Source organism: Pseudomonas sp. CCI3.1 (genome assembly GCF_034313985.1).
In the GTDB taxonomy this organism is placed as follows: domain Bacteria; phylum Pseudomonadota; class Gammaproteobacteria; order Pseudomonadales; family Pseudomonadaceae; genus Aquipseudomonas; species Aquipseudomonas psychrophila.
Genome location: NZ_JAVIWO010000001.1, coordinates 4004835 through 4031103 on the forward strand (window position 1 = coordinate 4004835; position 26269 = coordinate 4031103).

At 57.9% G+C, this 26269-nt stretch carries 31 protein-coding genes and 1 riboswitch; of the genes, 18 read left to right on the forward strand and 13 right to left on the reverse strand.

Features of this window, described 5'->3' with window-relative positions; genetic code table 11:
* Positions 1 to 82: 82 nt before the first annotated feature.
* Positions 83 to 316, reverse strand: a complete 234-nt coding sequence (locus tag RGV06_RS18365; protein WP_198822905.1) for a hypothetical protein — start codon at positions 314 to 316, stop codon at positions 83 to 85.
* Between the two features lie 156 nt (positions 317 to 472).
* Here RGV06_RS18365 and RGV06_RS18370 point away from each other — a divergent pair, with 156 nt between their 5' ends.
* The gene (locus tag RGV06_RS18370; RefSeq protein ID WP_019823871.1) at positions 473 to 1057 is read left to right on the forward strand and encodes a YajG family lipoprotein; all 585 of its coding nucleotides are present in this window, start codon (positions 473 to 475) and stop codon (positions 1055 to 1057) included.
* A gap of 56 nt (positions 1058 to 1113) precedes the next feature.
* Here the strand turns inward: RGV06_RS18370 and RGV06_RS18375 are convergent, their stop codons facing one another.
* Positions 1114 to 1320, reverse strand: a complete 207-nt coding sequence (locus tag RGV06_RS18375; RefSeq protein WP_019823869.1) for a hypothetical protein — start codon at positions 1318 to 1320, stop codon at positions 1114 to 1116.
* Positions 1321 to 1500: 180 nt separating this feature from the next.
* Entirely contained in the window at positions 1501 to 2667 is a 1167-nt protein-coding gene (locus RGV06_RS18380; protein ID WP_037031942.1) for a 1-acyl-sn-glycerol-3-phosphate acyltransferase, read from the reverse strand.
* 104 nt (positions 2668 to 2771) lie between these two features.
* Here RGV06_RS18380 and RGV06_RS18385 point away from each other — a divergent pair, with 104 nt between their 5' ends.
* The 4 genes from RGV06_RS18385 to RGV06_RS18400 are packed head-to-tail and all read left to right on the forward strand — an operon-like array spanning position 2772 to position 4758.
* A complete protein-coding gene (locus RGV06_RS18385; RefSeq protein WP_019823864.1) occupies positions 2772 to 2954 on the forward strand; it encodes a CPXCG motif-containing cysteine-rich protein in 183 nt (60 codons plus the stop codon).
* A gap of 12 nt (positions 2955 to 2966) precedes the next feature.
* Positions 2967 to 3227, forward strand: coding sequence for a putative signal transducing protein (locus RGV06_RS18390; RefSeq protein ID WP_037032031.1), 261 nt, complete (start codon positions 2967 to 2969; stop codon positions 3225 to 3227).
* A gap of 51 nt (positions 3228 to 3278) precedes the next feature.
* Positions 3279 to 3905, forward strand: coding sequence for an SOS response-associated peptidase (locus RGV06_RS18395; protein WP_048351162.1), 627 nt, complete (start codon positions 3279 to 3281; stop codon positions 3903 to 3905).
* Positions 3906 to 3939: 34 nt separating this feature from the next.
* Positions 3940 to 4758, forward strand: coding sequence for a M48 family metallopeptidase (locus tag RGV06_RS18400; RefSeq protein ID WP_019823857.1), 819 nt, complete (start codon positions 3940 to 3942; stop codon positions 4756 to 4758).
* Positions 4759 to 4863: 105 nt separating this feature from the next.
* Here RGV06_RS18400 and RGV06_RS18405 read toward each other — a convergent pair whose 3' ends face one another.
* The 3 genes from RGV06_RS18405 to RGV06_RS18415 all read right to left on the reverse strand — a co-directional run bounded on the left by RGV06_RS18405 (position 4864) and on the right by RGV06_RS18415 (position 7704).
* On the reverse strand, positions 4864 to 5448 hold the full coding sequence (locus RGV06_RS18405; protein ID WP_019823855.1) for a TMEM165/GDT1 family protein: 585 nt from the start codon (positions 5446 to 5448) through the stop codon (positions 4864 to 4866).
* A gap of 91 nt (positions 5449 to 5539) precedes the next feature.
* Positions 5540 to 5659, reverse strand: a riboswitch (yybP-ykoY riboswitch).
* A gap of 50 nt (positions 5660 to 5709) precedes the next feature.
* The gene (locus RGV06_RS18410; protein ID WP_322150791.1) at positions 5710 to 6708 is read right to left on the reverse strand and encodes a class I SAM-dependent methyltransferase; all 999 of its coding nucleotides are present in this window, start codon (positions 6706 to 6708) and stop codon (positions 5710 to 5712) included.
* A 30-nt stretch (positions 6709 to 6738) separates the two neighbouring features.
* Positions 6739 to 7704 carry a 2-hydroxyacid dehydrogenase gene (locus RGV06_RS18415; RefSeq protein WP_019823851.1) on the reverse strand — a complete coding sequence of 322 codons (966 nt, stop codon included), beginning with the start codon at positions 7702 to 7704 and terminating at the stop codon, positions 6739 to 6741.
* An 80-nt stretch (positions 7705 to 7784) separates the two neighbouring features.
* Here RGV06_RS18415 and RGV06_RS18420 point away from each other — a divergent pair, with 80 nt between their 5' ends.
* The 3 genes from RGV06_RS18420 (at position 7785) to RGV06_RS18430 (ending at position 11212) form a co-directional block, all read left to right on the forward strand.
* Positions 7785 to 8414: a LysE family transporter gene (locus tag RGV06_RS18420; protein WP_322150793.1), complete on the forward strand. Its 630-nt coding sequence runs from the start codon at positions 7785 to 7787 to the stop codon at positions 8412 to 8414.
* Between the two features lie 163 nt (positions 8415 to 8577).
* Entirely contained in the window at positions 8578 to 10335 is a 1758-nt protein-coding gene (locus tag RGV06_RS18425; protein ID WP_322150795.1) for a DUF1302 domain-containing protein, read from the forward strand.
* A gap of 154 nt (positions 10336 to 10489) precedes the next feature.
* Positions 10490 to 11212, forward strand: coding sequence for an OmpA family protein (locus RGV06_RS18430; protein ID WP_019823846.1), 723 nt, complete (start codon positions 10490 to 10492; stop codon positions 11210 to 11212).
* 102 nt (positions 11213 to 11314) lie between these two features.
* On the opposite strand, the gene RGV06_RS18435 is transcribed toward RGV06_RS18430, so the two are convergent.
* The gene (locus RGV06_RS18435; protein WP_019823844.1) at positions 11315 to 11749 is read right to left on the reverse strand and encodes a YhcB family protein; all 435 of its coding nucleotides are present in this window, start codon (positions 11747 to 11749) and stop codon (positions 11315 to 11317) included.
* 139 nt (positions 11750 to 11888) lie between these two features.
* Here RGV06_RS18435 and RGV06_RS18440 point away from each other — a divergent pair, with 139 nt between their 5' ends.
* The 3 genes from RGV06_RS18440 to zapE all read left to right on the forward strand — a co-directional run bounded on the left by RGV06_RS18440 (position 11889) and on the right by zapE (position 15090).
* On the forward strand, positions 11889 to 12524 hold the full coding sequence (locus RGV06_RS18440) for an alpha/beta hydrolase (protein ID WP_019823843.1): 636 nt from the start codon (positions 11889 to 11891) through the stop codon (positions 12522 to 12524).
* A gap of 24 nt (positions 12525 to 12548) precedes the next feature.
* Positions 12549 to 13904: a tryptophan--tRNA ligase gene (locus tag RGV06_RS18445; RefSeq protein WP_048351160.1), complete on the forward strand. Its 1356-nt coding sequence runs from the start codon at positions 12549 to 12551 to the stop codon at positions 13902 to 13904.
* A gap of 91 nt (positions 13905 to 13995) precedes the next feature.
* Entirely contained in the window at positions 13996 to 15090 is a 1095-nt protein-coding gene (gene zapE, locus RGV06_RS18450; RefSeq protein WP_019823840.1) for a cell division protein ZapE, read from the forward strand.
* A gap of 93 nt (positions 15091 to 15183) precedes the next feature.
* Here zapE and RGV06_RS18455 read toward each other — a convergent pair whose 3' ends face one another.
* Together RGV06_RS18455 and RGV06_RS18460 are read right to left on the reverse strand one after the other, a co-directional pair.
* On the reverse strand, positions 15184 to 16119 hold the full coding sequence (locus RGV06_RS18455; protein WP_322151917.1) for a GlxA family transcriptional regulator: 936 nt from the start codon (positions 16117 to 16119) through the stop codon (positions 15184 to 15186).
* Positions 16120 to 16444: 325 nt separating this feature from the next.
* Entirely contained in the window at positions 16445 to 17485 is a 1041-nt protein-coding gene (locus tag RGV06_RS18460) for an NADP(H)-dependent aldo-keto reductase (RefSeq protein WP_019823838.1), read from the reverse strand.
* A gap of 246 nt (positions 17486 to 17731) precedes the next feature.
* Between RGV06_RS18460 and rplM the strand changes: the two genes are divergently transcribed.
* From rplM to RGV06_RS18495, 7 genes are all read left to right on the forward strand, one after another.
* Complete coding sequence (gene rplM / locus RGV06_RS18465) at positions 17732 to 18160, forward strand: 50S ribosomal protein L13 (protein WP_007917032.1); 429 nt, start codon at positions 17732 to 17734, stop codon at positions 18158 to 18160.
* A gap of 14 nt (positions 18161 to 18174) precedes the next feature.
* Positions 18175 to 18567, forward strand: a complete 393-nt coding sequence (gene rpsI, locus RGV06_RS18470) for a 30S ribosomal protein S9 (protein WP_003216038.1) — start codon at positions 18175 to 18177, stop codon at positions 18565 to 18567.
* Positions 18568 to 18820: 253 nt separating this feature from the next.
* Positions 18821 to 19414 (forward strand): ubiquinol-cytochrome c reductase iron-sulfur subunit, encoded by a 594-nt coding sequence (gene petA, locus RGV06_RS18475; protein ID WP_019823829.1) that lies wholly within the window; start codon positions 18821 to 18823, stop codon positions 19412 to 19414.
* The gene (locus RGV06_RS18480) at positions 19414 to 20625 is read left to right on the forward strand and encodes a cytochrome b (protein WP_019823828.1); all 1212 of its coding nucleotides are present in this window, start codon (positions 19414 to 19416) and stop codon (positions 20623 to 20625) included. The genes petA and RGV06_RS18480 overlap by 1 nt, the downstream gene beginning before the upstream one ends.
* The gene (locus RGV06_RS18485; RefSeq protein WP_019823826.1) at positions 20625 to 21404 is read left to right on the forward strand and encodes a cytochrome c1; all 780 of its coding nucleotides are present in this window, start codon (positions 20625 to 20627) and stop codon (positions 21402 to 21404) included. The genes RGV06_RS18480 and RGV06_RS18485 overlap by 1 nt, the downstream gene beginning before the upstream one ends.
* Positions 21405 to 21590: 186 nt before the next feature.
* Positions 21591 to 22208, forward strand: coding sequence for a glutathione S-transferase N-terminal domain-containing protein (locus tag RGV06_RS18490; protein WP_019823824.1), 618 nt, complete (start codon positions 21591 to 21593; stop codon positions 22206 to 22208).
* Positions 22209 to 22224: 16 nt separating this feature from the next.
* Positions 22225 to 22638 (forward strand): ClpXP protease specificity-enhancing factor, encoded by a 414-nt coding sequence (locus RGV06_RS18495; protein ID WP_048351156.1) that lies wholly within the window; start codon positions 22225 to 22227, stop codon positions 22636 to 22638.
* Between the two features lie 54 nt (positions 22639 to 22692).
* On the opposite strand, the gene RGV06_RS18500 is transcribed toward RGV06_RS18495, so the two are convergent.
* From RGV06_RS18500 to RGV06_RS18515, 4 genes are all read right to left on the reverse strand, one after another.
* Positions 22693 to 23274: a BON domain-containing protein gene (locus RGV06_RS18500; RefSeq protein WP_019823820.1), complete on the reverse strand. Its 582-nt coding sequence runs from the start codon at positions 23272 to 23274 to the stop codon at positions 22693 to 22695.
* Entirely contained in the window at positions 23271 to 23864 is a 594-nt protein-coding gene (locus tag RGV06_RS18505; protein WP_048351155.1) for a phosphoheptose isomerase, read from the reverse strand. The genes RGV06_RS18500 and RGV06_RS18505 overlap by 4 nt, the downstream gene beginning before the upstream one ends.
* A gap of 135 nt (positions 23865 to 23999) precedes the next feature.
* Positions 24000 to 24365 carry a YraN family protein gene (locus RGV06_RS18510; protein ID WP_048351154.1) on the reverse strand — a complete coding sequence of 122 codons (366 nt, stop codon included), beginning with the start codon at positions 24363 to 24365 and terminating at the stop codon, positions 24000 to 24002.
* Positions 24365 to 26137, reverse strand: a complete 1773-nt coding sequence (locus tag RGV06_RS18515) for a penicillin-binding protein activator (protein WP_322150809.1) — start codon at positions 26135 to 26137, stop codon at positions 24365 to 24367. Before RGV06_RS18515 ends, RGV06_RS18510 begins: the two co-directional genes overlap by 1 nt.
* Positions 26138 to 26269 lie beyond the last annotated feature (132 nt).

The following is a 26269-nucleotide window of genomic DNA, read 5'->3' on the forward strand; positions in this document are numbered from 1 at the left end:
GACGTCCTTATAATCGGGGGGAGATTGTAGCGAAGAAACGCGGGCAATTGATCCTGTTAAATGACTTTTATTGGTGCGTTGGTCAAAGTCCCAGCAGGGGTTGCACTGCTGAACGTGGTGCGGACGAGGCAATACGGGCGCTGGCGGGTAGTACCTGGTGCAACCAGTTGAGGCGGATTTCTTCGATTTCGACCCAGCTGTCGCCGACCGGCGGTTGTTTGCATTGCTTGAATGCCTGGCAGCGACCCGTCGGGTCGAGGCGGGCGAAGCAGCGGTGAGGGCGATTCAGGCCCAGCAACGATAAGAACCTGTTCATGGCAGCACCTGTTGAGTCAGTCAGTCAGACAATGCCCTGTTGACGTGACATCACGATGTAATGGCGATGACAGGGTGGTGACAGCATGCGGCTAGTTCGCAGGCGCACAGCACCCTATACTGACGGCCTGTTTTACCCAGTCCTGGAGAGATGAGCATGTTGCAACGCCTGTTGTTCGGTTTGATTACTGTGACCAGTTTGACTCTGGTCGGCTGCGCCCACAGCCCGCAACAACTCAGCCCGCAACCCAAGCTGACCACCCAGCTTGCGCCAGTGGGTCGTGGCCAGCCGGTAGTGGTGCGTGTGGTCGACGGTCGTCCTTCGCCAACCCTGGGTACCCGTGGTGGCATGTACCCCGAGACCAGCGCAATCAGCGTCAGCAGTGCCGACCTGATTCCCAAGCTACAAGCCCAGGCTGAAGCCGCCGTGCGTTTGCTGGGCTACACGCCTACATCCAATGCGATGAATGCCCCGACGTTGACCGTGACCCTGGCCGAACTGAAGTACCAGTCGCCCAAGGACACCATGTACGTGACCGAAGCGACCATTGGCGCGACCTTCCGCTCCGATGTGAAGAACGGTGGCCGTACTTACAGCGGTCGTTATGGCGCCTCCCTTGATCAGCGCTTCGGCATGGCGCCCAATCAGGAAACCAACACCAAGCTGGTGAGCGATGTGCTCAGTGACGCACTGACCCGTGTGTTCAAGGATCCAACCATCGGTCGTTTGCTCGGCGAGTAAATGCTGCAAAACAAAAAGCCCGAACTCAGTGAGTTCGGGCTTTTTTGTGTCTGGCTTCAGGCCGCTTCGGCATACAGCTCAAGGCGGCTGACGCCGGTGAGCAAGTCCAGTTCAGGCAAATCGGCATGGGTATGGCCGCTCAAGGCGCAATAGACCAGCCAGTGGCGATCCTGAACGTTAAAGGCCAAGCCCTCGATCAGTGCCTGTTGTTCGTCGCTGGGAGCGATGAGGTAAAGGCGGTCCTGGTTTTCTGCGTGCAACATGACAAGCTCCGTGTCGGTGTCGAGGGGCCACAGAGTGGCCTCTCTTCATGACGATACGGTGACAGCAGAAATTAAGCATTGCTGTGGGAGCGAGCCTGCTCGCGATGCGGGCGGCTCAGTTTGTCGGTGCATCGAGTCGATGCAATCGCGAGCAGGCTCGCTCCCACGGGTCTTATCGGGTTACAGGGGCAGCCCGGCCTTGACCCGATACTGATTACGTACCGGCATCGCATATTGCAGCACCAGGTACGGGCGGTGTTCGGCCGGGCAGGCGTCCAGGCGGCGCTGCCATTCCTGTTGTGCCTTGGCCAGTTCTTCGGCGCTGAATACCTCGGCAGCCGTTGGTACTTGCAACTCGGGCTCGGCATCAGCCCACTGCGCATACGCCAGGTAGTGCGCAGGGAACAGGCGGTAACCGCTGAGGATATGGCGATCCATTTCCGTGGCCAGCAATTTGCTGTCCTCGAAAAGCTCGGTAATGGGCGCGGCAAAGTTCACGTGTACGCGACCTTTGTAACCGGTAATGCCGTTGGCGATACTGGTGTCGTCTTCGCCCGGCGCCTTGCTGTATGTGCCCGTGGTTGCGCGGATATACAGCTCTCGAGCTTTGGCCTGATCGCAGGGGTCGTATTCGTAGCTGATCGAAACCGGGGTCAGGTTCAGAGACTGAATGACCTCGGCGAACGGCTCGCTTTTACGGCTCATGTGAAACATTTTCAGGATCGCCGAGTCGGTGCGGTCATCGCCGTCCTTGGCCCGGCCTTCAGCCTGGGCAATCCAGATTGACTGGCAGTCCGTGCGGATCGAGTGATTGATGTAAGCCGACAGCAGTTGATAAGCAGCAAGCTTTTCACGGCGCCCGGTGATCGAGCGGTGAACGATGAAGCTTTTGTTCAGGCGCATCAAATCGCTGACAAAGGGCTTTTGCAGCAGGTTGTCGCCAATGGCGATACGGGGTGTTGGCAGGCCCGCGTGATAAACCGCGTAGTTGACGAAAGCCGGGTCCATCACGATGTCGCGGTGGTTGGCCAAAAACAGATAGGCACTACCCGTCTTCAACTGTTCAACGCCGGTATAGGTCACACCATCAGTGGCATGCTCGATGGTGCGGTCGACGTAAACCTCGACCTTGTCTTGCAAAGTGGCGACGGAGGTCACGCTCGCGAACTCTTTACGCAGACGATGGGCTATAAGTGGTTTTAACAGCCAGCCGAAAGCGCCTGCCAGGCGCGGGAAGCGAAAGTGGGTCAGGATATCTAGAAACGCCTTGTCGCTGAGCAACCGGGCCAGCACTGCTGGGACTTCGGCGTCGTCGTAAGGTCGGATGGTATCGAATTCGCCCATCATGCTCTCTTGTTGGAAACGGCTAGGGTTGGTACGCAGGGCAGGGCAAAAAAATAGCCCTGCTAATAGACAGGCGATTATACGCACAAGTCACTCAGGAGACCGCGATGCTTGAAACTGAGCACTATGAATGCCCTTATTGTGGCGAGCAGGCAGAAGCTGTACTCGACCTATCCGGTGGCGATCAAAGCTACATTGAAGACTGCCCGGTGTGTTGCCGGCCCATTATGTTTCATCTACAGACCGACGGTCGGGAATGGATGCTCGATGTTCATACCGAAAATGAGTAGCGAGTGAAGCTCATGCAGCGCATCTACGAGCCGGAAAACCTGATGGAAGCCGAGCTGTTGCTGGGCATGCTTGCCAGTGAAGGGGTGGAAGCGCGGCTGGAGGGGCGCGACCTGATCGGGGCTACGGGCGAATTACCCGTGTTCGGTCTGCTGGGCTTGGCGGTTGCCAATGATCGCGCGCAATACGCGCGAGAGTTGATCGATGCGTACAATGCCGCGTCACCGGTGGCGGGTGATGAGCCCGAGAGTTTCCCCGATGTGCTGGATTGCTGAAGCCAGCGACGGTTTTTTCACTGCTTTATAGAAGAAGAGTTGTGCTGCCCCATGTGTGGACGTTTTGCCCTGTTTCGCTGGAACCCTGCGTTTGCAGCCTTGCCCGGTTTCCCCGCTGATCAGCAGGCCCAGTGGAATATTTCGCCCAATGACGCGGTGTTGATCCAACGGGTGGGTGCCGAGCCTGGCCAGCGCGAACTGGCACGGGCGCGCTGGGGGCTGACCCCGGCCTGGCTGACCGATCTGTCACGCACTCCTGCCCATGCCCGGGCTGAAACCGTGGCCGAGCAGCCTATGTTTCGCGACGCCTTGCGCCAGCGGCGCTGTCTGATCCCGGCCAACGGTTTTTACGAATGGCGCGGCACCACCCGCAAACGTCCCTATTGGCTGACACCGGGGGAGGGGGCTTCGCTGTTTTTTGCCGGTATCTGGGAGGCGTACCCGGTTGAGGGGCATGTGTGGTTGAGTACCGCGGTGATCACCCAGGCAGCGGCCAGTCAGCGTCGGCCGTTGATTCTGGATGAAGCGGGTCAGCAAGCCTGGCTTGATCCAGAAACGCCGCTTCATGTATTACAGGCGCTGCTTGCCAGCCCGCAGATGCCGTTGCGTGAACGACCGTTGGCCAATCTGGTCAATGATCCCAAACTCAATGCACCCGAGTGCCTGACGCCGGGTTGAGATACGATGCGCACCCTCTTTATGGAGATAGTTGATGGGTAAGTTAGCGGTAGTGTGCGCGATGGGCGCCGGGTTGTTGCTCGGCGGTTGCCAGGCGGTGAATACCACCAGTGGTGGGGCGGTCGGCGTTGAGCGCAAGCAGTATATGTTCAGCATGTTGTCGAGCCAGCAAGTTGACCAGATGTATGCGCAGTCGTACCAGCAGACAGTGAGCGAGGCGAGCACCAAGGGTGCACTGGACAAGACCAGTGCCAACGCCAAGCGCCTGCAGGCAATTGCCAACCGACTGATTGCCCAGGCCCCGGCCTTTCGCCCGGATTCCGCGCAATGGAACTGGGAAGTCAATCTGATCAAGAGTGATGAGCTCAACGCCAACTGCGGTCCTGGCGGCAAGATCATCTTTTACAGCGGGATCATCGATCAGCTCAAACTCAGTGATGATGAAATCGCCGCGATCATGGGCCATGAAATTGCCCACGCCTTGCGTGAGCACGGGCGTGAATCCATGTCCAAGGCTTATGGCATCGAGATCGCCAAGCAAGGCGCCGGTGCATTGTTGGGGTTGGGGCAAGACAGCCTTGGGCTGGCCGACACGGTGGTGAATTACAGCCTGACCTTGCCCAACAGTCGCAGCAATGAAAACGAAGCAGACTTGATCGGCCTGGAGCTGGCAGCGCGTGCGGGTTACAACCCGAATGCGGCTATTACCCTGTGGCAGAAAATGGCCCAGCAATCACAGGATGGACCGCCTGAATTCATGAGCACTCACCCGGCCTCCAGCAGTCGTATTACGGCGCTGCAAGCAGCCATCCCCAAGGTAATGCCGCTTTATCAGCAGGCCCCGAAATCGTAACCCCCTCGTGGGAGCGGGCTTGCTCGCGATTGGATCGCTGCGGTCTGACACTTAAACCGCGTTGCTGCCATCGCGAGCAAGCCCGCTCCCACACTCAAAAGCGGGCTACACCCAGCCGCTGATCTGCATTGCCTTGTACACCGCCACGATGGCCAGTACGACGAACGCGGCAGCTGCCAGGCGTCGAATCAGGGTCAGCGGCAGTTTGTCAGCCGCAAAGTTACCCGCCAATACCACCGGTACGTTGGCAATCAGCATGCCCAGGGTGGTACCGATAATCACCAGCCACAGATCCGGGTATTGCGCCGCTAGCATCACGGTCGCGACTTGGGTCTTGTCGCCGATTTCGGCAATGAAGAACGTGATCAGAGTGGTAACGAAAGGTCCGTACTTGCGCGCGGTGCTGGCTTCGTCGTCATCCATCTTGTCGGGCACGAGAGTCCACAACGCAGTAGCGGTAAAGCTCGCAGCAAGGATCCAGTGCAACATGGCGTCACTGAAGAAGGTGCTGAACCAGGCGCCTACGGCACCGGCCGCCGCATGGTTGGCCAGCGTCGCGACCACGATGCCGGCAATAATCGGCCAGGGTTTGCGAAAGCGTGCGGCGAGAATGAGGGCAAGCAGCTGCGTCTTGTCGCCGATTTCGGCCAAGGCAACAATTGCGGTAGGAACGAGTAAGGAGTCGAGCATCATCAGGTAGCTTCCAGGGGCGGGTCGACACGGCTATGACACGTACAGCCTTCCCGCCCCGGGTAAGGTGTTCGTGTCATAGGTCTTGTCAAACCCCGGTCCGTCTGTGCGGACACCTGGGTCGCATACGCCATGGTCTGTTGACCAAGTATGTTGACGTATGCCGGACGAGCGTGGCGCTCGTGGGAGACTACTCCCCTAGGACGGAGCGGATTCTGCCTAGGCAAATCCGATCCGGCAAGCCCTTATTTCACAATGTGTTCAACGGCGCTTGGCGCTGTAAATCCGGAAACCCTGACCTTCTGCCTTGACCGCGCAGGCACCGAAATGCTCTTCGATCAGCGGTTGGTAACGCAGGAAGCTGTTGGCAACAATCCGAAGTTCGCCGCCTGTTTTCAGATGTTTGACTGCTTTTTGCAGCAAATTTTCAGTGGCGTGGTAATCGGTGTGCACCCCGACATGGAACGGCGGATTGCTCAGAATCGAGTTCAAGCCCATGGGCGCTGCATCAATGCCGTTGCCTGTAATCACTTCGCCTTCCAGGCCGTTGGCGGCAAGGGTCAGACGGCTGCTGGCCGTGGCGAAGGCATCCACGTCGAGCAAGGTGACAGTGTTATGCGGGTAGCGCCGTTTGACCGCAGCGCCGAGCACGCCTGCGCCACAGCCGAAGTCCAGCACGTGACCGCTGGGCAGTTTGTCCAGATGCTCAAGCAGCAAGGCGCTGCCGCGATCCAGGCGCCCGTGGCTGAACACGCCCGGCAGGCTGACGACCTTTAGCGGGCCTTCAGCCAGCGGCAGTTCGTAATGGTGCGCGAGGTCTTCAAGTACCGGCACGTTCGGAGCGTTATCCACAGTCACTTGCCACAACTGGCAGTGCCGCGCGCTGTCGAGCTTGCGCGGCTTGCCGAACGGGATCAGCTGTTTGGAGGCGCCTTCAATGCCGCCCTTTTTTTCGCCAACCAGAAACACATCGGCATTGGGTAAGCGAGCGGCCACGGCCTTGAGCACGTAGTCGCTCAGTTCCTTGGACTTGGGCAGAAACACCACGGCAGTGTCGAATGCCCGTTCGGGGATTTCGACACCAAACTGCACACGACCTTCAAAGCGGGCGTCGAGTACGGCCTGGTCGCCGGCGTGCCAGCACCAGCCGTGTGCATCGGGCAATTCGCCGAGTAGTTCGTCAGCCGGCAAGCCGACTAACAGCACCGAACCCTGAAAGTATTCAGGCTGACGAAGCAGTACTTCACTGCGCGGATCCATAATCTGCTCCTCAAAAAGGGGCGCAGTCTATCAACTGACGACCCGCAGCGCTGTACCGTTGAAGAACGCTTCGGCGTTTTGCGCCAGTTGGCCGACGATACGCTGCCGGGCCTCGCGGCTGCCCCACGCGCTGTGCGGGGTAATGATCAGGCGCGGGATGTCGGCTGCCAGCAGCACGTTGCCGTCGCGGGGAGGCTCGACGCTCAGCACGTCGGTCGCCGCGCCGCCCAGATGGCCGCTGCGCAGCGCGTCGGCCAGAGCCTGTTCGTCGATGATGCCACCGCGTGCGGTGTTGATCACAAAGGCCCCGGGCTTGAGCAGTGCCAGCTCCCGGGCGCCGATAAAATTGCGTGTGTGCTCGGTGAGCGGGCAGTGGAAGGTCAGGGCGTCGACCTGAGGCAGCAGCTCGTCCAGGGTCAGGCGGTCGGCGTGGGCCGGGCGGCCGGGGATCTGACCGATCAATACGCGCATGCCGAAGGCTTCGGCCAGTCTGGCCACTGCGCTGCCCAGTTCACCATGACCGAACAGACCCAAGGTCTTGCCTTCCAGCTCCACAATCGGAAAGTCCAGCAGGCAAAACTGTTTGGCTTCCTGCCACTGACCGTCGGTGACGGCTTTTTGATAGTCGATCAGGCGTGTGGCCATTGCCAGCAGCAGGGCAAGGGTGTGCTGTGCCACGGATGGCGTACCGTAGCCCTGGCAGTTGGCAACGGTGATCCCCTGAGCGCGGGCGGCCTCAAGGTCTACGTTGTTGGTGCCGGTGGCCGCCACCAGAATCAGCTTGAGGTCCGGGCAGGCGGCGAGAGTGTGGGCGTTGAGTTGGACTTTGTTGCTGATGGCTACACTGGCGCCTTGCAGGCGTTCGATCACATTCGCGGGGGTAGTGTCCGACCACACCTGCAGATCGCCGAAGCTGCGACGCAGCGGGCCCAGGTCGAGGTCGCCCAGATCCAGTGACGTGTAATCAAGGAATACGGCGCGCTGAGTGTTAGTCATCAACTGTACCTTTTGTGCTGTGAAATGAAGGCGTAATGTGGCGAGCCTAACAGAAGAAACAATTTGTAATGGAGCCGTACATGTACTGGACAGAATTTTTGACCGTTGCCCTGATTCACCTGCTGGCGGTGGCCAGCCCCGGGCCGGATTTTGCCGTGGTGGTACGCGAGAGCGTGACCCACGGTCGCCGCGCCGGTATTTTTACCGCCTTCGGTGTAGGCACGGCGATTTTCGTCCATGTCGGTTATTCGCTGTTGGGTATCGGGATTATTGTGTCGCAGTCGATTGTGCTGTTTAACGCGCTGAAGTGGCTGGCTGCGGCTTACCTGCTGTACATCGGCTTCAAGGCGCTGCGGGCCAAACCGGCCGATCCGGCCGCACTGGCCGCCGCGTTGCCGGTGGGTGAGCGTACGGCTCGCGGTGCGTTCACTTCGGGTTTTGTCACTAATGGCCTGAACCCCAAGGCGACGCTGTTTTTCCTGTCGTTGTTCACCGTGGTGATCAACCCGCATACGGCGCTGTCGATCCAGGCTGGCTACGGCGTGTACCTGGCGGTCGCCACCGGGCTGTGGTTTTGCATGGTCGCCATGCTGTTCAGTCATCAGCGTGTACGCACCGGCTTTGCCCGCATGGGGCATTGGTTTGATCGCACCATGGGGGCGGTACTGGTGGCGCTGGGCATAAAGTTGGCGTTTACCGAGATGCATTGATCCCTATGCGTAGTCGCTGCCGCAGGCTGCGAGCTTTTGATCTGATAGCGATTAAAAGCTCGCAGCCTGCGGCAGCGACTACGGGAGTGGGAGTGTTCTTGTCAAAATCTGGATTTGCTTCATCCTTGCGGGCTTATTGCAGTGTGCCCACGGAGAAGTATCGATGTCCTCAGTCAACCGGTCCTGGCGCCGCGCCAAGCTGGCGCTGGCAGTCAGCCTCGCGTCGACGTCCGCCTGGGGCGTGAGCTTCAATGTCGGCCCGGTCGAGGGCCAGATCGATTCCGAGTTGTCCATCGGTGCCAGTTGGTCCACCGCCAAGGCCGACCGTAACTTGATTGGCGCCAACAATGGCGGCAAGGGGCAATCCGAAATCTCGGATGATGGCCGCCTCAACTTCAAGCGCGGCGAAACCTTCTCCAAGCTATTCACCGGCATGCACGCACTGGAGCTGAAGTACGGCGACAGCGGCCTGTACGTACGCGGCAAGTATTGGTACGACTTCGAGCTGCAGGACGACAGCCGGCCCTTCAAACCCGTCAGCGACAGCGGGCGCAAAGCCAGTGCGCAATCGGCCGGGGCGCAACTGCTGGATGCCTTCGTGTACCACAACTATGAGATCGCCGATCAGCCCGGCGCGGCGCGCCTGGGCAAGCAAGTGGTCAGTTGGGGCGAGGGCGTGTTTATCGGCGGCGGGATCAATGCGATCAACCCCACCGACGCGTCTGCCTATCGGCGGCCAGGGACTGAATACAAAGACGGCCTGGTACCGGTCAACCTGTTTTATATCTCGCAAAATCTGACTGACAATCTGTCGGCTGAAGCTTTTTATCAGCTGGATTGGGAGCAGTCGCAAGCAGATAACTGCGGGACGTTTTTCTCCCAATCCGATGTGATGGCTGACGGGTGCAGCGGCAATTACCGGGTGATGAGCAAACGCTCGGCGTTAGATGTGGCAGACCTTGCGGCGCTCACGGGTGCGGGTGTCGACGTAAACGGCGAGGGCGTGCTGGTGCGTCGTGGCGCTGATCGCAATGCGCGCAACGGTGGTCAGTTTGGCGTGGCCATGCATTATGTGTTTGAGCCGCTGGACACCGAGTTTGGCGCCTACTTCATGAATTATCACAGCCGGGACCCGATCCTCAGTGCGGGCGCTGCGCCGCAGTCGGCCTACAACGCTGCGGCAGGTGCGGGCGGGCTGGGGTCGATGATCGTTGCCGGCAACTCCAGCTACTACGTCGAATACCCCGAAGACATCCACCTGTATGGCTTGAGCTTCGCTACCAGGTTATCCACAGGCACGGCCTGGAAAGGCGAGCTGAGCTATCGTCCCAATGCGCCGGTGCAACTCAACAGCAACGATTTGCTGTACGCCAACATCACGTTGCTGCCTGGACTTGCAAGCGCATCGCCATTGACCGTGACTCCCGGCGCGGATGTACAGGGCTATCGGCGTAAGGAAATCACCCAGTTCCAGACGTCCCTCAGCCATGTTTTCGACAACGCCATGGGTGCCAATCGCCTGACCGTGACCGGCGAGGTAGGGGTCACCTACGTGGGCGGGCTGGATAGCTCATCAGACTTGCGTTATGGCCGTGATCCGGTGTTCGGTTCAGACGGCCATGACGGCTTCACCACCGCCACTTCCTGGGGCTATCGTGGTCGGGCGGTGTGGGAGTACAACAGTGTTTTACCCGGTGTGAACCTGAAGCCCAATCTGGGCTGGTCCCACGACATCAGCGGCTATTCCCCTGGTCCCAATGCCAACTTCGAAGAGGGCCGCAAAGCCATCTCCGTTGGCCTGGACGGCGAATACCAAAACACCTACACCAGCAGTCTGTCGTACACCAACTTCTTTGGCGGGCGCTACAACACGCTCAGTGACCGCGACTTTGTGGCGCTGACGGTGGGGGTGAAGTTCTAAGTCGGAGTTTGTGAGGTGGCGATCGGGCGACTATGGTTTGCGTAGTGCAAATGTCAGCGACCAAAGGAATTTTTACAGCGGGTCGTGTTCTAACGCCCACAAAGGTCCAATGCCAACGGCCTTTGCCCCAGAAAGATTGATCAGGAGCTTCACCATGTTCATTTCGCGTCGTTTGATTGTTGCTGCAAGTGCGGTTGCCTTGCTGGCCGGCTGCGCTTCGCCTAACCCGTATAACAACCAGGGCCAGGCGTCTTCCGGGACGGGCATGAGTAAAACCGCCACCTACGGTGGTCTTGGGGCATTGGCTGGTGCTGTAGCCGGTGCTGCCATCGACCACAACAACCGTGGCAAGGGTGCGCTGATCGGCGCCGCTGTGGCGGGTCTGGGTGCTGCAGGTTATGGCTACTACGCTGACAAGCAAGAAGCGGCATTGCGTGCAAGCATGGCCAATACCGGCGTAGAGGTTCAGCGTCAGGGCGATAACATCACTCTGGTGATGCCGGGCAACATTACCTTTGCCACCAACTCCGCCAACATCGCCCCAAGTTTCTATCAGCCACTGAACAACCTGGCGAACTCGTTGAAGCAGTTCAACAACCAAAACCAGATTCAGATCGTGGGTTATACCGACAGCACCGGTAACTACAACTACAACATGCAGCTCTCGCAGCAGCGTGCGCAGAGCGTGGCGACCTACCTGACGTCCCAGGGTGTGAGCGGTCAGTACCTGTCAGTACGTGGCGCCGGCCCGGCCGACCCGATTGCCAGTAACGCAACAGCTGACGGTCGCGCGCAAAACCGCCGCGTTCAAGTCACACTGGCGCCGATCCCTGGCATGCAATACCAGCAGCCAGGTCAGGTGCAGCAGTACCCGTAAAGGCAAGGCACTTCGTAGCAGCTGCTACGGGTTAGTCACAAGCCATACAAAAAAAGCCCCGCGATCCTTGCAGATCGCGGGGCTTTTTATTGGGCGTGACGTTTACTTTTTCAGGCCGTAATGCTCATCGAGCATACCCGGGCCATTGGGGCTCTTTGGGGCGTAATCCAGTGGAGGCTCAGTACTGTGCGGCGGAGTGATGCGCTCGCGATGCGGTTGTGGCACATCGGAGTGCAGAGCAGCCAGCAGGCGTTGGCGAGTTTGCTCGTCCAGGGCCAAACGGTTGGCGCCCTCGGCGAGGTGTTCTTGCACGTCCTGATAGCTCTGAGTGAGCTTTTTGACCAGATTGGCGGTGGTGTTGAAGTGGGTCACCACTTCACTTTGGTAACTGTCAAAACGTTCCTGGATGTCGTCGAGCTGACGCTGCGTACGGTTAGGCACGGCATTTGGCAGTAGACGAGCAACCAGAAAACCAATGGCGACACCGGCAACCAGGGCGAGAGTCGGCAACAACCAAATCAAGAGCGAGTGTTCCACGAGTCCTTCCTCTATAAACGGCTTTGCTTTACGTTAACGGCTCGGACCTGCGCTGTATACCGCGATGCACTCGCAAATATGTCAGACAGAATCTATCAGCTAGACGAGTCGACCCAATTTGAGGTCACGGAGTTCCTTCTTGCTTACCCGCGAAACCCCCGTAGTAATTGATGGCCCGGTCGGCCAACTGGAAGCCTTGTACCTTGATTCTGCTGAGCCACAGGGCCTTGCGCTGCTGTGCCACCCCAATCCGGTGCAGGGCGGAACAATGATGAATAAAGTGGTTTCGACCCTGCAGCGCACTGCCCGCGATGCTGGCCTGATTACCTTGCGATTTAATTACCGTGGCGTCGGCACGAGCGCTGGCAGTCATGACATGGGCACCGGCGAAGTCGACGATGCACTGGCTGCGGCTCATTGGTTGCGCGCCAAACACCCTGAATTGCCAATCACCTTGCTCGGCTTTTCGTTTGGCGGCTTTGTTGCAGCCAGCCTGGGTGGCCGGCTTGAGGCCGAGGGCGAGCATTTGTCGAGGGTGATCATGGTCGCCCCGGCGGTGATGCGTCTGCGCGACGAAGATGCCTTGCCCCACAACTGCCCGCTAACGGTTATCCAGCCCGAAACCGATGAAGTGATCGATCCGCAGCTGGTCTATAACTGGTCAAACGACCTGTCGCGCCCCCATGAGCTGCTGAAAGTGGCAGAATGCGGACACTTTTTTCACGGCAAGCTGCCCGAGCTCAAAGAGTTGGTAGCGCCACGCCTTTCGAATTGATTGCAGCCTGATAAGCGATTACCCATGACCACTCGTACTCGTATCCTCACCGGTATCACCACCACCGGTACGCCGCACCTGGGCAACTACGCCGGGGCCATTCGCCCTGCGATCGTGGCCAGTCGCGACCCCAATGCCGACTCGTTCTACTTTCTGGCCGACTACCACGCCCTGATCAAATGCGATGACCCGCTGCGCATTCAGCGCTCGCGTCAGGAAATCGCGGCGACCTGGCTGGCGGCCGGTCTTGATGTAGATCGTGTGACGTTCTATCGCCAGTCAGATATCCCGGAAATCCCGGAACTGACCTGGTTGCTGACCTGCGTGGCGGCCAAGGGGCTGCTCAACCGGGCTCATGCCTACAAGGCTTCGGTCGACAAGAATCTGGAAAATGGCGAAGACCCGGATGCGGGCATCACCATGGGGCTGTACAGCTACCCGGTGTTGATGGCCGCAGACATCTTGATGTTCAACGCCAACAAGGTGCCGGTCGGTCGCGACCAGATCCAGCACGTTGAAATGGCCCGCGACATTGGCCAGCGTTTTAACCACTTGTTCGGTAATGGCAAAGAGTTTTTCGCCATGCCTGAAGCGCTGATCGAAGAAAGCGTGGCTACCTTGCCAGGCCTCGATGGTCGCAAGATGTCCAAAAGTTACGACAACACCATTCCGTTGTTCAGCAGCGCCAAAGACATGAAAAGCGCTATTTCGCGCATCGTCACTGATTCCCGTGCGCCGGGCGAGGCGAAAGATCCGGACAACTCGCACCTGTTCACCCTGTACCAGGCATTCTCCACGCCTGAGCAGGCGGCAGAGTTGCGCAGTGAGCTGTTGCAGGGCCTGGGCTGGGGCGAAGCGAAAGAGCGTCTGTTCAAGCTGCTGGACGCCGAACTGGGTGAGTCCCGCGAGCGTTATCACGACTTGATGTCACGACCTGCCGACATGGAAGACATTCTTCTGGCTGGCGCACAAAAAGCGCGTCAAACCGCGAGTCCATTCCTGGCGCAATTGCGTGAGGCGGTGGGTCTGCGATCGTTTGTCAGCGTGGCTCAAACCGCCGCTGCCAGCAAAAAGAAGGCCGCCAAGGGCCCTCGCTTTGTAAGTTTTCGCGACGAAGATGGCAGTTTCCGTTTCCGTCTGCTCGCCGCCGATGGCGAGCAACTGTTGTTGTCGCGCAATTTTGCCGATGGCAAAGCCGCGGGTCAGGTCACCAAGCAACTGCAATCCGGTGAGCCACTGGATGTGCGCAGTGACGAGCTGAGCTTCAGCGTCTGGCTGGGTGACGCCTGTGTGGCCGACAGCCCGGCGTTTGCCGACAGCGTGGCGCGTGATGCGGCTATCGAAGCACTGCGACTGGCGCTATTGCCCGCGCAAGACTGAGAAAGTGCGACGTTTCGTCTCAGGTTTGATTGCCATTCTTAAGGGCCGTCGCTACAGTGTCGGCCCGTTTTTGTTGCCTTGCTAACGAATTATGACGCCTCTAGAACGATATCAAGTTGATCTGAAACGCCCGGACTTCTTTCACGATGCCGCACAGGAAAACGCCGTGCGCCATCTGCAGCGCCTGTACGACGACCTGGTGGCTGCTTCGCAGAGCAAGCCGGGTCTGTTCGGCAAGCTGTTCGGCAAAAAAGAGCAGGCGCCGGTCAAAGGCCTCTATTTCTGGGGAGGCGTGGGCCGGGGCAAGACTTATCTGGTCGATACGTTCTTCGACGCGTTGCCGTTCAAGCAGAAGATGCGCACTCACTTCCACCGCTTCATGAAGCGCGTGCATGAAGAGATGCGTACCCTCAATGGCGAAAAGAACCCGCTGACCATCATCGCCAAGCGCTTCTCTGATGAGGCGCGGGTGATTTGCTTTGATGAATTCTTTGTGTCGGACATTACCGATGCAATGATCCTCGGCACCTTGATGGAAGAGCTGTTCAAAAACGGCGTTACCCTGGTCGCGACGTCGAACATCGTGCCGGACGGTTTGTACAAGGACGGCTTGCAACGTGCGCGTTTCTTGCCTGCTATTGCACTGATCAAGCAGAACACCGAGATCGTCAACGTCGACAGCGGCGTCGACTACCGTCTGCGCCATCTGGAGCAGGCTGAGCTGTTCCACTTTCCGCTGGATGAAGCCTCCGAGAAGAGTTTGCGCGAAAGCTTTAAAGCGCTGACGCACAACTCTACCCGGGCGATTGAAGGCGATGACTTGATCATCGAAAACCGCACCATTCGCGCTCTTCGCACTTGTGATGACGTGGCCTGGTTCGATTTTCGCGAGTTGTGCGACGGCCCGCGTAGCCAGAATGACTACATTGAGCTGGGTAAAATCTTCAACGCTGTGATCATCAGCGGTGTAGAGCAGATGGACGTTAAAACCGACGACATCGCCCGACGCTTTATCAACATGGTCGATGAGTTTTATGACCGCAACGTAAAGCTGATCATCTCGGCTGAAGTTGAGCTCAAGGACTTGTACACCGGCGGGCGCCTGAACTTCGAGTTCCAGCGCACTCTCAGCCGTTTGCTGGAAATGCAGTCTCACGAATACCTGACCAGGGCGCACAAACCCTAGTCGAGAAAAAGGCCTGCATTGCAGGCCTTTTTTTTACCCTCCTGAATCTGGAGGGCGTCTTCAGCATCGGGCTGTCACAGTCATGGCCGGAATTTAAGCGACTTGTTTTACGCCCGCCTGCAGGAACTGCTGCCGATACTGGTTCGGTGACAGCTCGGTGTGCTGGCGAAACAGTCGCGCAAAGAAACTCGCGTCGTCATAGCCCACGTCGTAGCTGATGGTCTTGATGCTTTTGCGCGAGGCCGAGAGCAGTCCCTTGGCGGTTTCTATGCGCAGGCGTTGCAGGTAATGCAAGGGCTTGTCGCCTGTTGCGAGCTGAAAACGGCGCATGAAATTGCGGATACTCATGCCGTGATCGCGAGCGACGTCTTCAAAGCGAAACTTGTCGGCAAAGTGATCTTCGAGCCATTGCTGAATTTGCAGAATGATCACGTCCTGATGCAGTTTTTGGCCGCCAAAACCAATGCGCCCCGGGGTGTAGTTGCGCTGCACCTCGTAAAGAATGTCCCGGGCCACGGCCTGGGCAATATTGGCGCCGCAGAAACGCTCGATCATGTAGATATAGAGGTCGCAGGCAGAGGTCGGCCCGCCGGCGCAGTAAAGGTTGTCGGCGTCGGTGAGGTGCTTGTCCTGGTTGAGGTGGACCTGAGGATAGCGCTGGGCAAACGTGTCGAAAAAGCGCCAGTACGTGGTTGCTTCCTTGCCATCCAGCAGCCCGGCTTCGGCGAGCCAGAACACCCCTGTGGCTTCTGCACACAAGACTGCCCCGCGAGCATGCTGCTCGCGCAGCCAAGGCAGGACTTGCGGGTAGCGCTGGCAGATCGTGTCGAAGTCTTCCCCGAAGGCCGGGAGGATGATGATGTCGGAGTCCTCCAGGCCGCCATCGACGGGGAGTACCACATTGCTGAAGCTGACTGCGGGTTGGCCGTCAGGGCTCACCAGTCGCGTTTCGAAGGTGGGGGTCAGGCCCCGGCCTAATTGCTTGCCATGACGCAGGCTGGCGAGATGAAAGAAGTCCTTGGCGTGCATCAGGGTCGAGGCGAATACCCGATCGATGGCCAGGATGCTGACGCGCCTCAGGGGCGTGGAGCGTTGAGTAGACATAGACATATTTTGATTATTCTTATAGGTGAAATTGGTCAACTTACGGCTGGATCGTCTTATTTTTTTCCCTGTGTGTCTAGGGGGAGGTTACGCCGCCCCTGTAGCAGCTGCCGCAGGCTGCGTCCGGCAGCGTAGCCGTCGTAAGGTCGGAGGTTGCGCACTGACAGTTAGTCGGCGCTCTCAGGTTTACGATTGCTTGGAAATCGGACGTCGCCTTCGGCAACTGCTACGAAAACGGTTTACAGCAGGATCAAGGCGCCGGGTTTGGCTGCTCCTTGTGAATCGCTTCGATGCCGGCCAGTACTTCATCCGATAGTTTCAGGTCGTGGCTGGCGATATTGCTTTTGAGTTGCTCCATTGACGTCGCCCCAATGATGTTGCTGGTGACGAACGGTTGCTGGGTGACGTAAGCCAGTGCCATCTGGGCCGGGTCCAGGCCGTGTTCGCGGGCCAGGGCCACATAACGCTCGCTGGCAGCCACGGCCTGCGGGTTTGAATAGCGCGAGAAGCGGCTGTAGAGGCTCAGGCGGCCTTTAGGCGGCTGGGCACCGCCACTGTACTTGCCCGACAGCATGCCGAACGCCAGGGGCGAGTAGGCGAGCAGGCCGCATTGTTCGCGAATGGCAATTTCGGCCAGGCCCACTTCAAAGCTGCGGTTGAGCAAGTTGTAGGGGTTCTGGATCGATACGGCGCGTGGCCAGCCACGGCTTTCGGCCAACTGCAGAAACTTCATCGTGGCCCATGGCGTTTCGTTGGACAGGCCTATGTGGCGGATCTTGCCAGCCTTGACCTGTTCGTCGAGTGCCTCAAGAGTGTCTTCCAGGGGGGTGAAGTCCTCGTCGGCGTTGTGCTTGTAGCCCAGCTGACCGAAAAAGTTGGTACTGCGTTCAGGCCAGTGCAGTTGGTAGAGATCGATCCAGTCGGTTTGCAGGCGTTTGAGGCTGGCGTCCAGGGCTTGCACGATGTGAGTACGGTTGTGTTTCAGGTTGCCGTCGCGGATGTAGTCGATGCCGTTGCCGGGGCCAGCGATCTTGCTTGCCAGGATCCAGTCGGCACGATCGCCGCGTTCCTTGAACCAATTGCCGATGTAGCGCTCGGTGCTGGCGTAGGTTTCGGCCTTTGGCGGCACCGGATACATCTCGGCGGTGTCGATAAAGTTGATGCCGGCATTTTTCGCGTATTCGATCTGCTCGAAGGCTTCAGCCTGGGTGTTCTGCTCGCCCCAGGTCATGGTCCCGAGGGCGATTTCGCTTACTTTCAGTTCGGTCCGGCCTAGCTTGCGGTAATCCATCGTGTGCTCCTTCGGGTAAACAAACATAAAAGCAGGTTGTAATTTTTTGCGCAATCTGGATAATTGCCGACCTCTTTCTGCAGTGGAAGTGATGCGCCGCCTGCCGAAGAATCTTGCCGTTGAACGGACGCGCTGACCCGAGCCCCCGATAGCGTCTGTATCCGGCTGCCTTTGACTTGTCAAAGTACGCACTATTCAGTAAGATCTGCCGTCTAATTTACAGGGCGGCCCCTGAGGCTATAAAGAATGAAAACTTTTACTGCTAAACCAGAAACAGTAAAGCGCGACTGGTTTGTCGTCGACGCTGCTGGTCAGACCCTGGGTCGTCTGGCCACCGAGATCGCGAGCCGTCTGCGTGGCAAGCACAAGCCGGAATACACTCCGCACGTTGACACCGGTGACTACATCGTTGTTATCAATGCTGAGCAGATCCGTGTTACTGGTGCTAAAACCACTGACAAGATGTACTACTCTCACTCCGGTTTCCCGGGCGGGATTAAGTCGATCAACTTCGAAAAGCTGATCGCCAAAGCTCCTGAGCGCGTGATCGAGACCGCGGTTAAAGGCATGCTGCCTAAAAACCCACTGGGTCGCGACATGTACCGTAAGCTGAAAGTCTATGCGGGCGCTGCTCACCCTCATACTGCTCAGCAGCCCCAAGAACTGAAGTTTTAACGGAATAGTTCATTATGTCGGCGACTCAAAACTACGGCACTGGCCGTCGTAAAACCGCAACCGCTCGCGTTTTCCTGCGTCCGGGTACCGGTAACATCTCGATCAACAACCGCACTCTGGAGAATTTCTTCGGTCGCGAAACTGCCCGCATGGTAGTTCGTCAGCCGTTGGAACTGACTGAGACTGTCGAGAAATTCGACATCTACGTCACCGTGATCGGTGGTGGTGTAAGTGGTCAAGCTGGCGCAATCCGCCACGGTATCACTCGCGCACTGATGCAGTACGACGAAACCCTGCGTGGCGCTCTGCGCAAAGCTGGCTTCGTAACTCGCGATGCTCGTGAAGTTGAACGTAAGAAAGTCGGTCTGCGTAAAGCGCGTAAGCGTCCGCAGTACTCGAAGCGTTAATTCGCAGCTTCGTTCAAAAAAGCCCAGTCTCCTTCGGAGCTGGGCTTTTTTTATGGGTGATGAATTATTGGTGTGACAACTTGCCACATCCAGCAAACGCCTATACTACAAGGCTTGTAGCCGCCCGAGAGCGGTAATTACCTTGTCAGAGTAGGGGCTTTTCATTACCATTCTGCAAAATTTTTATAAGTTCAGATGCAAATTTAGTAGATGCCTGATTTAACAGGCCACAAAGCTGATGGGAGAGGACTGAATGAGCAATGACGGCGTAAATGTCGGCCGGCGTCGCTTCCTCGTAGCAGCCACATCCGTGGTGGGTGCTGCAGGAGCGGTGGGGGCGGCGGTCCCGTTCGTGGGGTCGTGGTTTCCCAGTGCCAAGGCGAAAGCCGCTGGCGCACCGGTGAAAGTGAATATTGCAAAGGTCGAGCCAGGTCAGCAAATGATTGCTGAATGGCGTGGTCAGCCGGTATTCATCGTACGTCGCACCGAGGAAATCCTGGCAAATCTGAAGAAGATTGAAGGGCAGCTTGCTGACCCTGATTCCAAGCAATCTGATCAGCCTGCTTATGTGAATCCGGAGTTGCGGTCGATCAAGCCAGAGATTCTGTTGTTGATCGGTATTTGCACCCACTTGGGTTGCTCGCCTACGTTCCGTCCTGAGGTCGCGCCCGTTGATCTTGGCAAGGATTGGGTAGGTGGTTATTTCTGCCCTTGTCATGGTTCGCACTATGATCTGGCCGGCCGTGTTTACAAGTCGCAGCCAGCCCCGCTGAACCTGCCAGTACCGCCCTACTATTATGAGTCGGACAACATTGTTGTCGTTGGCCTCGATGGGGAGAACGCGTAATGAGCAAGTTCATGGATTGGGTAGACGCCCGCTTCCCTGCAACCAAAATGTGGGAAGATCACCTCAGCAAGTATTACGCCCCGAAGAACTTCAACTTCTTCTATTTCTTTGGCTCCCTCGCATTGCTCGTTCTGGTTAACCAGATCGTTACCGGCGTGTGGCTGACCATGAGTTACACGCCGTCGGCAGAAGAAGCCTTTGCTTCTGTCGAATACATCATGCGTGACGTCGAATACGGCTCCATCTTGCGTTACCTGCACTCTACGGGTGCATCGGCGTTCTTTGTTGTCGTCTATCTGCACATGTTCCGCGGCTTGCTCTACGGCTCCTACCAGAAGCCCCGTGAGCTGGTGTGGCTGTTCGGCATGATGATTTATCTGGCCCTGATGGCAGAAGCCTTCATGGGCTATTTGTTGCCTTGGGGTCAAATGTCCTACTGGGGCGCCCAGGTAATCATCTCGCTGTTTGGCGCGATTCCGGTTATCGGAAACGACCTGACCCAGTGGATCCGTGGTGACTACCTGATCTCCGGGATTACCCTGAACCGCTTCTTCGCCCTGCACGTAGTGGCCTTGCCGATCGTGATTCTGGGGTTGGTGGTGTTGCACATTCTGGCGCTGCACGAAGTCGGGTCCAACAACCCGGACGGCGTGGACATCAAGAAACATAAAGACGAAAACGGCATACCGCTGGACGGCATTCCCTTCCATCCGTACTACACCGTGAAAGATATCGTCGGCGTTGTGGTGTTCCTGTTTATCTTCTGCTCGATTGTGTTCTTCTTCCCGGAAATGGGTGGTTACTTCCTGGAAAAACCGAACTTTGAACAGGCCAACGCCTTTAAAACGCCGGAGCACATTGCACCTGTCTGGTACTTCACGCCCTTCTACGCGATCTTGCGTGCGATTCCGGACAAACTGCTTGGCGTAATTGCCATGGGTGCCGCCATTGCGATGTTGTTCGTGCTGCCCTGGCTTGACCGCAGTCCTGTGAAGTCCATGCGCTACAAAGGCTGGATGAGCAAGGTGTGGCTGTGGGTGTTCTGCATCTCCTTCGTGATTCTGGGTGTGTTGGGTGTATTGGCACCGACCCCGGGCCGCACGCTGCTGTCGCAGGTCTGTACGTTCCTGTACTTCGCCTACTTCATTCTGATGCCGTTCTACACCAGGCTTGAGAAGACCAAACCGGTTCCGGAAAGGGTGACTGGCTGATGAAAAAGCTATTTGCTGTATTGATGCTCGCAGTTATGCCTGTGTTCTCCTTTGCGGCTGAACAAGGTGTGCAGCTCGACAAGGTCGACATCGATGTTTCTGACAAGGCTGCCATGCAGGATGGCGCGCGCACGTTCGCCAACTACTGCATGGGCTGTCACAGTGCCAAGTTCCAGCGTTACGAGCGCGTAGCAGACGACCTGGGTATTCCCCATGACGTCATGCTCGACAATCTGGTGTTCACCGGTGCCAAGATTGGCGACCACATGAACATCGGCATGCAGCCAGCTGATGCCAAGGCTTGGTTCGGTGCTGCACCGCCAGACCTGACTCTTGTTGCTCGTGTTCGTGGTACTGACTGGCTGTATAGCTACCTGCGTGCTTTCTACGAAGACCCGTCTCGCCCTTGGGGTGTGAACAACAAGGTTTTCCCGAACGTGGGTATGCCTAACGTTCTGGCGCCGCTGCAAGGGCGTCAGGTTGTGGGTTGCAAGCAAGTACAGATCGTCGAAGACGGCAAGAAGCAGTATGATCCGCTCACCGGCACGCCTTTGACGCATGAAGCGTGCGACCAGCTGACAGTGCTGCCTAAAACCGGCGCGCTGACTGAAGAGCAGTTCGATGAGAAGATCAAGAATCTTGTGACCTTCCTGGCCTACTCGGCCAATCCGGTGAAGCTGGAGCATCAGCGCATCGGTACTTACGTGCTGATCTACCTGGCTTTCCTCTTTGTATTCGCTTATCTGCTCAAGCGCGAATACTGGAAGGATGTGCACTGATATAGTTACACGCAATGCTGTTAATCGTGCGCGCCCGAGGGTGTCTCTGAAAAGGTAACAGTGCAGGACGGGTGGCAAGCGGGGTCTAGCGACTCTGTTTGCCCAGGTTCTGCGGTTATCAGAGGCGTTCCTTGGGCGCGTTCGTTTTTCTGCTCCCGATAATTTCAACAAGCGAGGAGGACCGCCATGGGCGTGACCAATCGGTTGGCCTGTTACTCCGACCCCGCCGACCACTATTCCCATCGAGTACGTATTGTGCTCGCAGAGAAAGGTGTCAGCGCCGAGATCATCAGTGTGGAGGCGGGCCGTCAGCCGCCGAAGCTGATCGAAGTGAACCCTTACGGCAGCCTGCCAACCCTGGTCGATCGTGACCTGGCGTTGTGGGAGTCGACTGTGGTGATGGAATATCTGGATGAGCGTTACCCGCATCCTCCGCTGTTACCGGTTTATCCGGTTGCGCGGGCCAATAGCCGTCTGCTGATTCATCGTATCCAGCGTGACTGGTGTGCTTTGGTTGACTTGATCCTTGATTCGCGGACCAAGGAGCCGGCACGTGTAGTGGCTCGTAAAGAGTTGCGCGAGAGCTTGACGGGTGTTTCTGCATTATTTGCCGACAAACCTTTTTTCCTCAGCGATGAGCAAAGTCTGGTCGACTGCTGCCTATTGCCGATACTCTGGCGCTTGCCTGTTTTGGGTATTGAATTGCCGCGGCCAGCCAAGCCGCTGCTCGACTATATGGAGCGCCAATTTGCGCGTGAGGCTTTCCAGGCAAGTTTGTCTGGTGTCGAACGCGACATGCGCTAAAGCTTAGGAGCCCTCGATGAATTCAAGTCGACCTTATCTGGTGCGTGCGCTCTATGAGTGGATCGTTGATAACGACTGCACTCCGCACATGCTGGTTAACTCTGACTACCCGAAGGTGCAAGTGCCTGCGGGTTTTGCCAGTGACGGGCAGATTGTCCTGAATGTTTCGCCAACCGCCGTGCGTCAATTGCACATGGACAACGAAGCAGTAAGCTTTGAAGGGCGTTTTGGTGGTGTGCCGCACACGTTGTACGTGCCTATCCCTGCAATCATGGGTGTTTACGCCCGCGAGAACGGCCAGGGTATGGTATTCGACCTGGAAGAGCCTCTTGAGGCTGATGACGAGGTTGAGCCGGATGACGATGGGCCGCCACCAGGATCTGAGCCGCCTCGACCTACGGGTCGGCCAAGCCTGAAAGTGGTGAAGTAATAAAAAAGGCGACCTGAGAAGGTCGCCTTTTTTGTGTCTGGCAGTTGGGTGCTGTCAGTCGATGTACTCGAACAGTTTGACGATTTTTTGCACGCCGGAAACACTCTGCACCAGGCTGGTAGCGCGGGCTGCTTCCTGCTTGGTCACCAGGCCGAGCATGTAGACGATGCCGTTTTCCGTCACGATTTTGATCCGCGAGCCGGGAATCGCGTTATCGGTCAGCATTTGGGTCTTGATCTTGGTGGTCAGCCAGGCGTCGTTGTTACGCGCCAGGATCGAAGACGGCGCCATGACTTGCAACTCGTTGTTGACCTTCTTCACGCGTTGAACGGCGGCGGCAGCTTGCTCGGCCTGGGCCTTCAGGTCGGCGCGCGGGGTTTGGCCGGCCAGCAGCACGATGCCGTTGTAACTGGTGACAACGATATGCGAGCCGGTGTCCAGATCCGGATTGGCCTTGGCCACGTTCACGGCTACCTTGGTTTCAATCAGGGAGTCGTCGATTTTGCTGCCGAAGGTGCGGGTGCCGCGATCATCCTCAATAGGCTTGTCGCGGGTGGCGGTCAGTACCGAGCTGCAACCGGCAGTCAGACCAAGACACAGGGTCAGGGCTATCAGGCCAAGGCGATTAAAAGTCATTCTTCACTCCCGAACAGTTGGCTGTCGATCAGATCGCACAAGCAGTGGATCGCCAGCAGGTGGACTTCTTGAATTCGTGCGGTGACATTGGAAGGTACGCGAATCTCTACGTCCTCGGGCAGCAGTAGTGAGGCCATGCCGCCGCCATCACGGCCAGTCATTGCGACTACGACCATCTCGCGATCGTGGGCAGCTTGAATGGCCTGGATGATATTGGCCGAATTGCCGCTGGTTGAAATAGCCAGCAGCACATCGCCGGGTTGGCCGAGTGCGCGGATCTGCTTGGAGAAAATCTCGTTGAAGCTGTAATCGTTGGCGATCGAAGTGATCGTCGAAGTGTCGGTGGTCAGTGCAATCGCGGGCAGGCTGGGCCGCTCGCGTTCAAAGCGGTTGAGCAGCTCGGATGAAAAGTGCTGGGCGTCACCTGCCGACCCGCCATTGCCGCACGAAAGCATTTTGCCCTCGTTGAGCAGGGCATTGACCATCACCTGGCTGGCTAGCTCGATGTGAGGGGCAAGCACTTCCATCGCCTGCTGCTTGGTGTCGATGCTGGCTTGGAAAAGCTGGCGAATCCGGGATTGCATGTCCATCTATGTGACCTTAAGTAGGGCGGCTGGTCGGGCGTTATCCAGGTGTTCCTGAGTGACTTCCCGGCACAAGAATGTGCAGCCAGCAAAGCAAAGCAAAATCGTTCAAAAAAGGGTGCTGGAATCGGTCTGGCAGCGTTATTGGCTGTCAAAGGCATTCCGTAGCCAGTTCAATTGGGGTGTTGCGCTGTCCATTGTCACCACGTCAAATCGGCACGGGTGATTGGCCCAGCGTGTCTCCCGCTGCAAAAAATGCTGGGCGGCAAGTATCAGCTTTTGGCACTTGCGTGCGTCAATGCTGGCCAGAGCGCCACCCCATTGCGTGTGTTGTCGGTAACGAACTTCGACGAATACTACTGTATCGCCGTCAAGCATGACCAGATCCAGCTCGCCGCGCTTGCATGACCAGTTTTGCGCCAGCAGGCGCAAACCCTGTTGCTCAAGATGCCGCAGCGCCAAGCGCTCGGCATCCTTGCCAATGTGTTGGCTTGAGCGCTCGGGCATCAGTTTGGGGTAGCAGGCAGGCGTTGAGGCTGGCCATTGATGAACTCGGCCCATGGCAGCTGACGCTCGACACGCTGTGCCGGGCTCATGCTCAGGCTGCCGGAAAAGCCGTCGATCCGGCTGTCGGGCAGTGCCTTCAACTGACCCAGGCTCGGTGCCAGGCGATAGGCGTCGATACCCATAGCGTATAGGCGTCCCAGGCTACCGCCTGCTTGTGGCCATTGTGCGGTCACTTGTTGGCGCACCGGGTTGGATGGATCGAGCAACCAGGGTGTTTCACAAAAGCGGATGCCGTTCATGTCGTTGTACTGGTTCTGGTCGCCACTGGCGCTGAATACGTGGGAGGTCGCGTAAACAGGGAGGTCACCAGCGTACTGATAGTTCAGGGTCGGTTTGATCTGCTGGGCTTGCTGAGGGGTGGCGGCCAGGAAGATAAATTCCATGTCCTGTCGGCGCGTAGGTTGTGCGGAGCCACCGCTTTTGCGCAACTGCACCAGATCGGCAACTTGCTGGGCCAGTGCTACGGGCTTGTCGATGTGTTCTATGCCAACGATGGTGCCGCCGTGGGCTTCCCACTCCTGGCGAAACGCCTTGAGTACACGGTCGCCCCATTCGCCGACTGGCACCATTGCGCCAGCGCGGGTTAGGCCATCGGCGCGTGCACGTCGAGCTACTTCGCGGGCTTCATCTTCAGCCGCCAGGCCAAACTGGAACAGTTGTGCAGGACCTTGAGCGCCCTCGCTGTAGTTCAGGGCCAGTGTGGTGATCGGCAATTGCGGGCGAGCACTGAGTTGCTTGACCAGGTTTTTTTCCAGTGGCCCGACCACCAGTTGCACGCCGTCGGCTTGCGCCTGGCGATAGAAGTCGTCCAGCGAGGTCAGGCGCGAGCTGTTATAGAACTGAATGCTTGGCGGGTTCTGGCCTGCTTGTTGGGCCTGATAGTGAGCAGCCATGAAGCCATCACGCAGTGCTTTGCTCACAGAAGCCAACTGGCCGTCCTGTGGCAGTAGCAATGCAATTTTGGTCAGGGGCTGGCTGGCCAGTTCCTTGAGCTTGATCAGTGGTGCCGGCAGTTGGATGGCAGCAGGGTGGGCAGGGTTTTGTGCACGCCATTGATCGATAGCGTTTTGCTGATCCTGCAGGGTGCTCGCGCTCTTGACGGCCAGGGCCAGAGACATCCAGCCGCCCAGTACATCGTTGCTCTGGGCGTGCAGTTGATCGACCGGCAAGGCGGCCACCAGTGCCCAAATGGCTTCGTTGTTGCTACTGGCGGCGTCGCCGGTCAGGTTCGGGCTCATGGCTGCGCGTTCGCGGGCCGCTGCCAGCGTCTGGCCATCAGCTTCGAGGGCGAGGGCGTGGACGGTATGGGTACGCACCTGCAGGTCGGCTGGCAGTTGGCCGAGGATCGACGTGCTTGGGTGGTTCAAGGCCGCTAACGCTGCTTTGTGGTCATTGCGGCTCATCGCCAGCTCGGCTGCCAGGGTGTTGGCAAAAACTTGCTGGGCAGGTTTGAGTTGATCCAGTGCAACCAGCCCCAGAATCTGTGCCGCGCGCGCCGAATTCTGCTGGCGCTGGGCAAGGTCGGCTGCCGACAGGCGCAGCAGGGCGGCCTTTTCCGGATTTGTGGTTTCGGATGCCTGCTGGAGCAATTGCTCAAGACTGGCGTCCGGGGTCCGTGGAAGTTCGCCAAGGCTGGACGAGGGCGAGCTAGCGCAAGCCGCCAACAGGGCAGCGAGGCAGAGGGCAGTGAACAGCCGCAGGCAAGCGATCATGTAGTGTTCCTGATACTCGATCAAATGAGTGGGGAAGTGTACCCAAGCACTGGCCGGGGCGCGATGTTAGAGGCAATAAAGCCTGAATTTAGATGCTATCTGTACGTTGTGGAGGTGAAAGTTTCCCCGCTT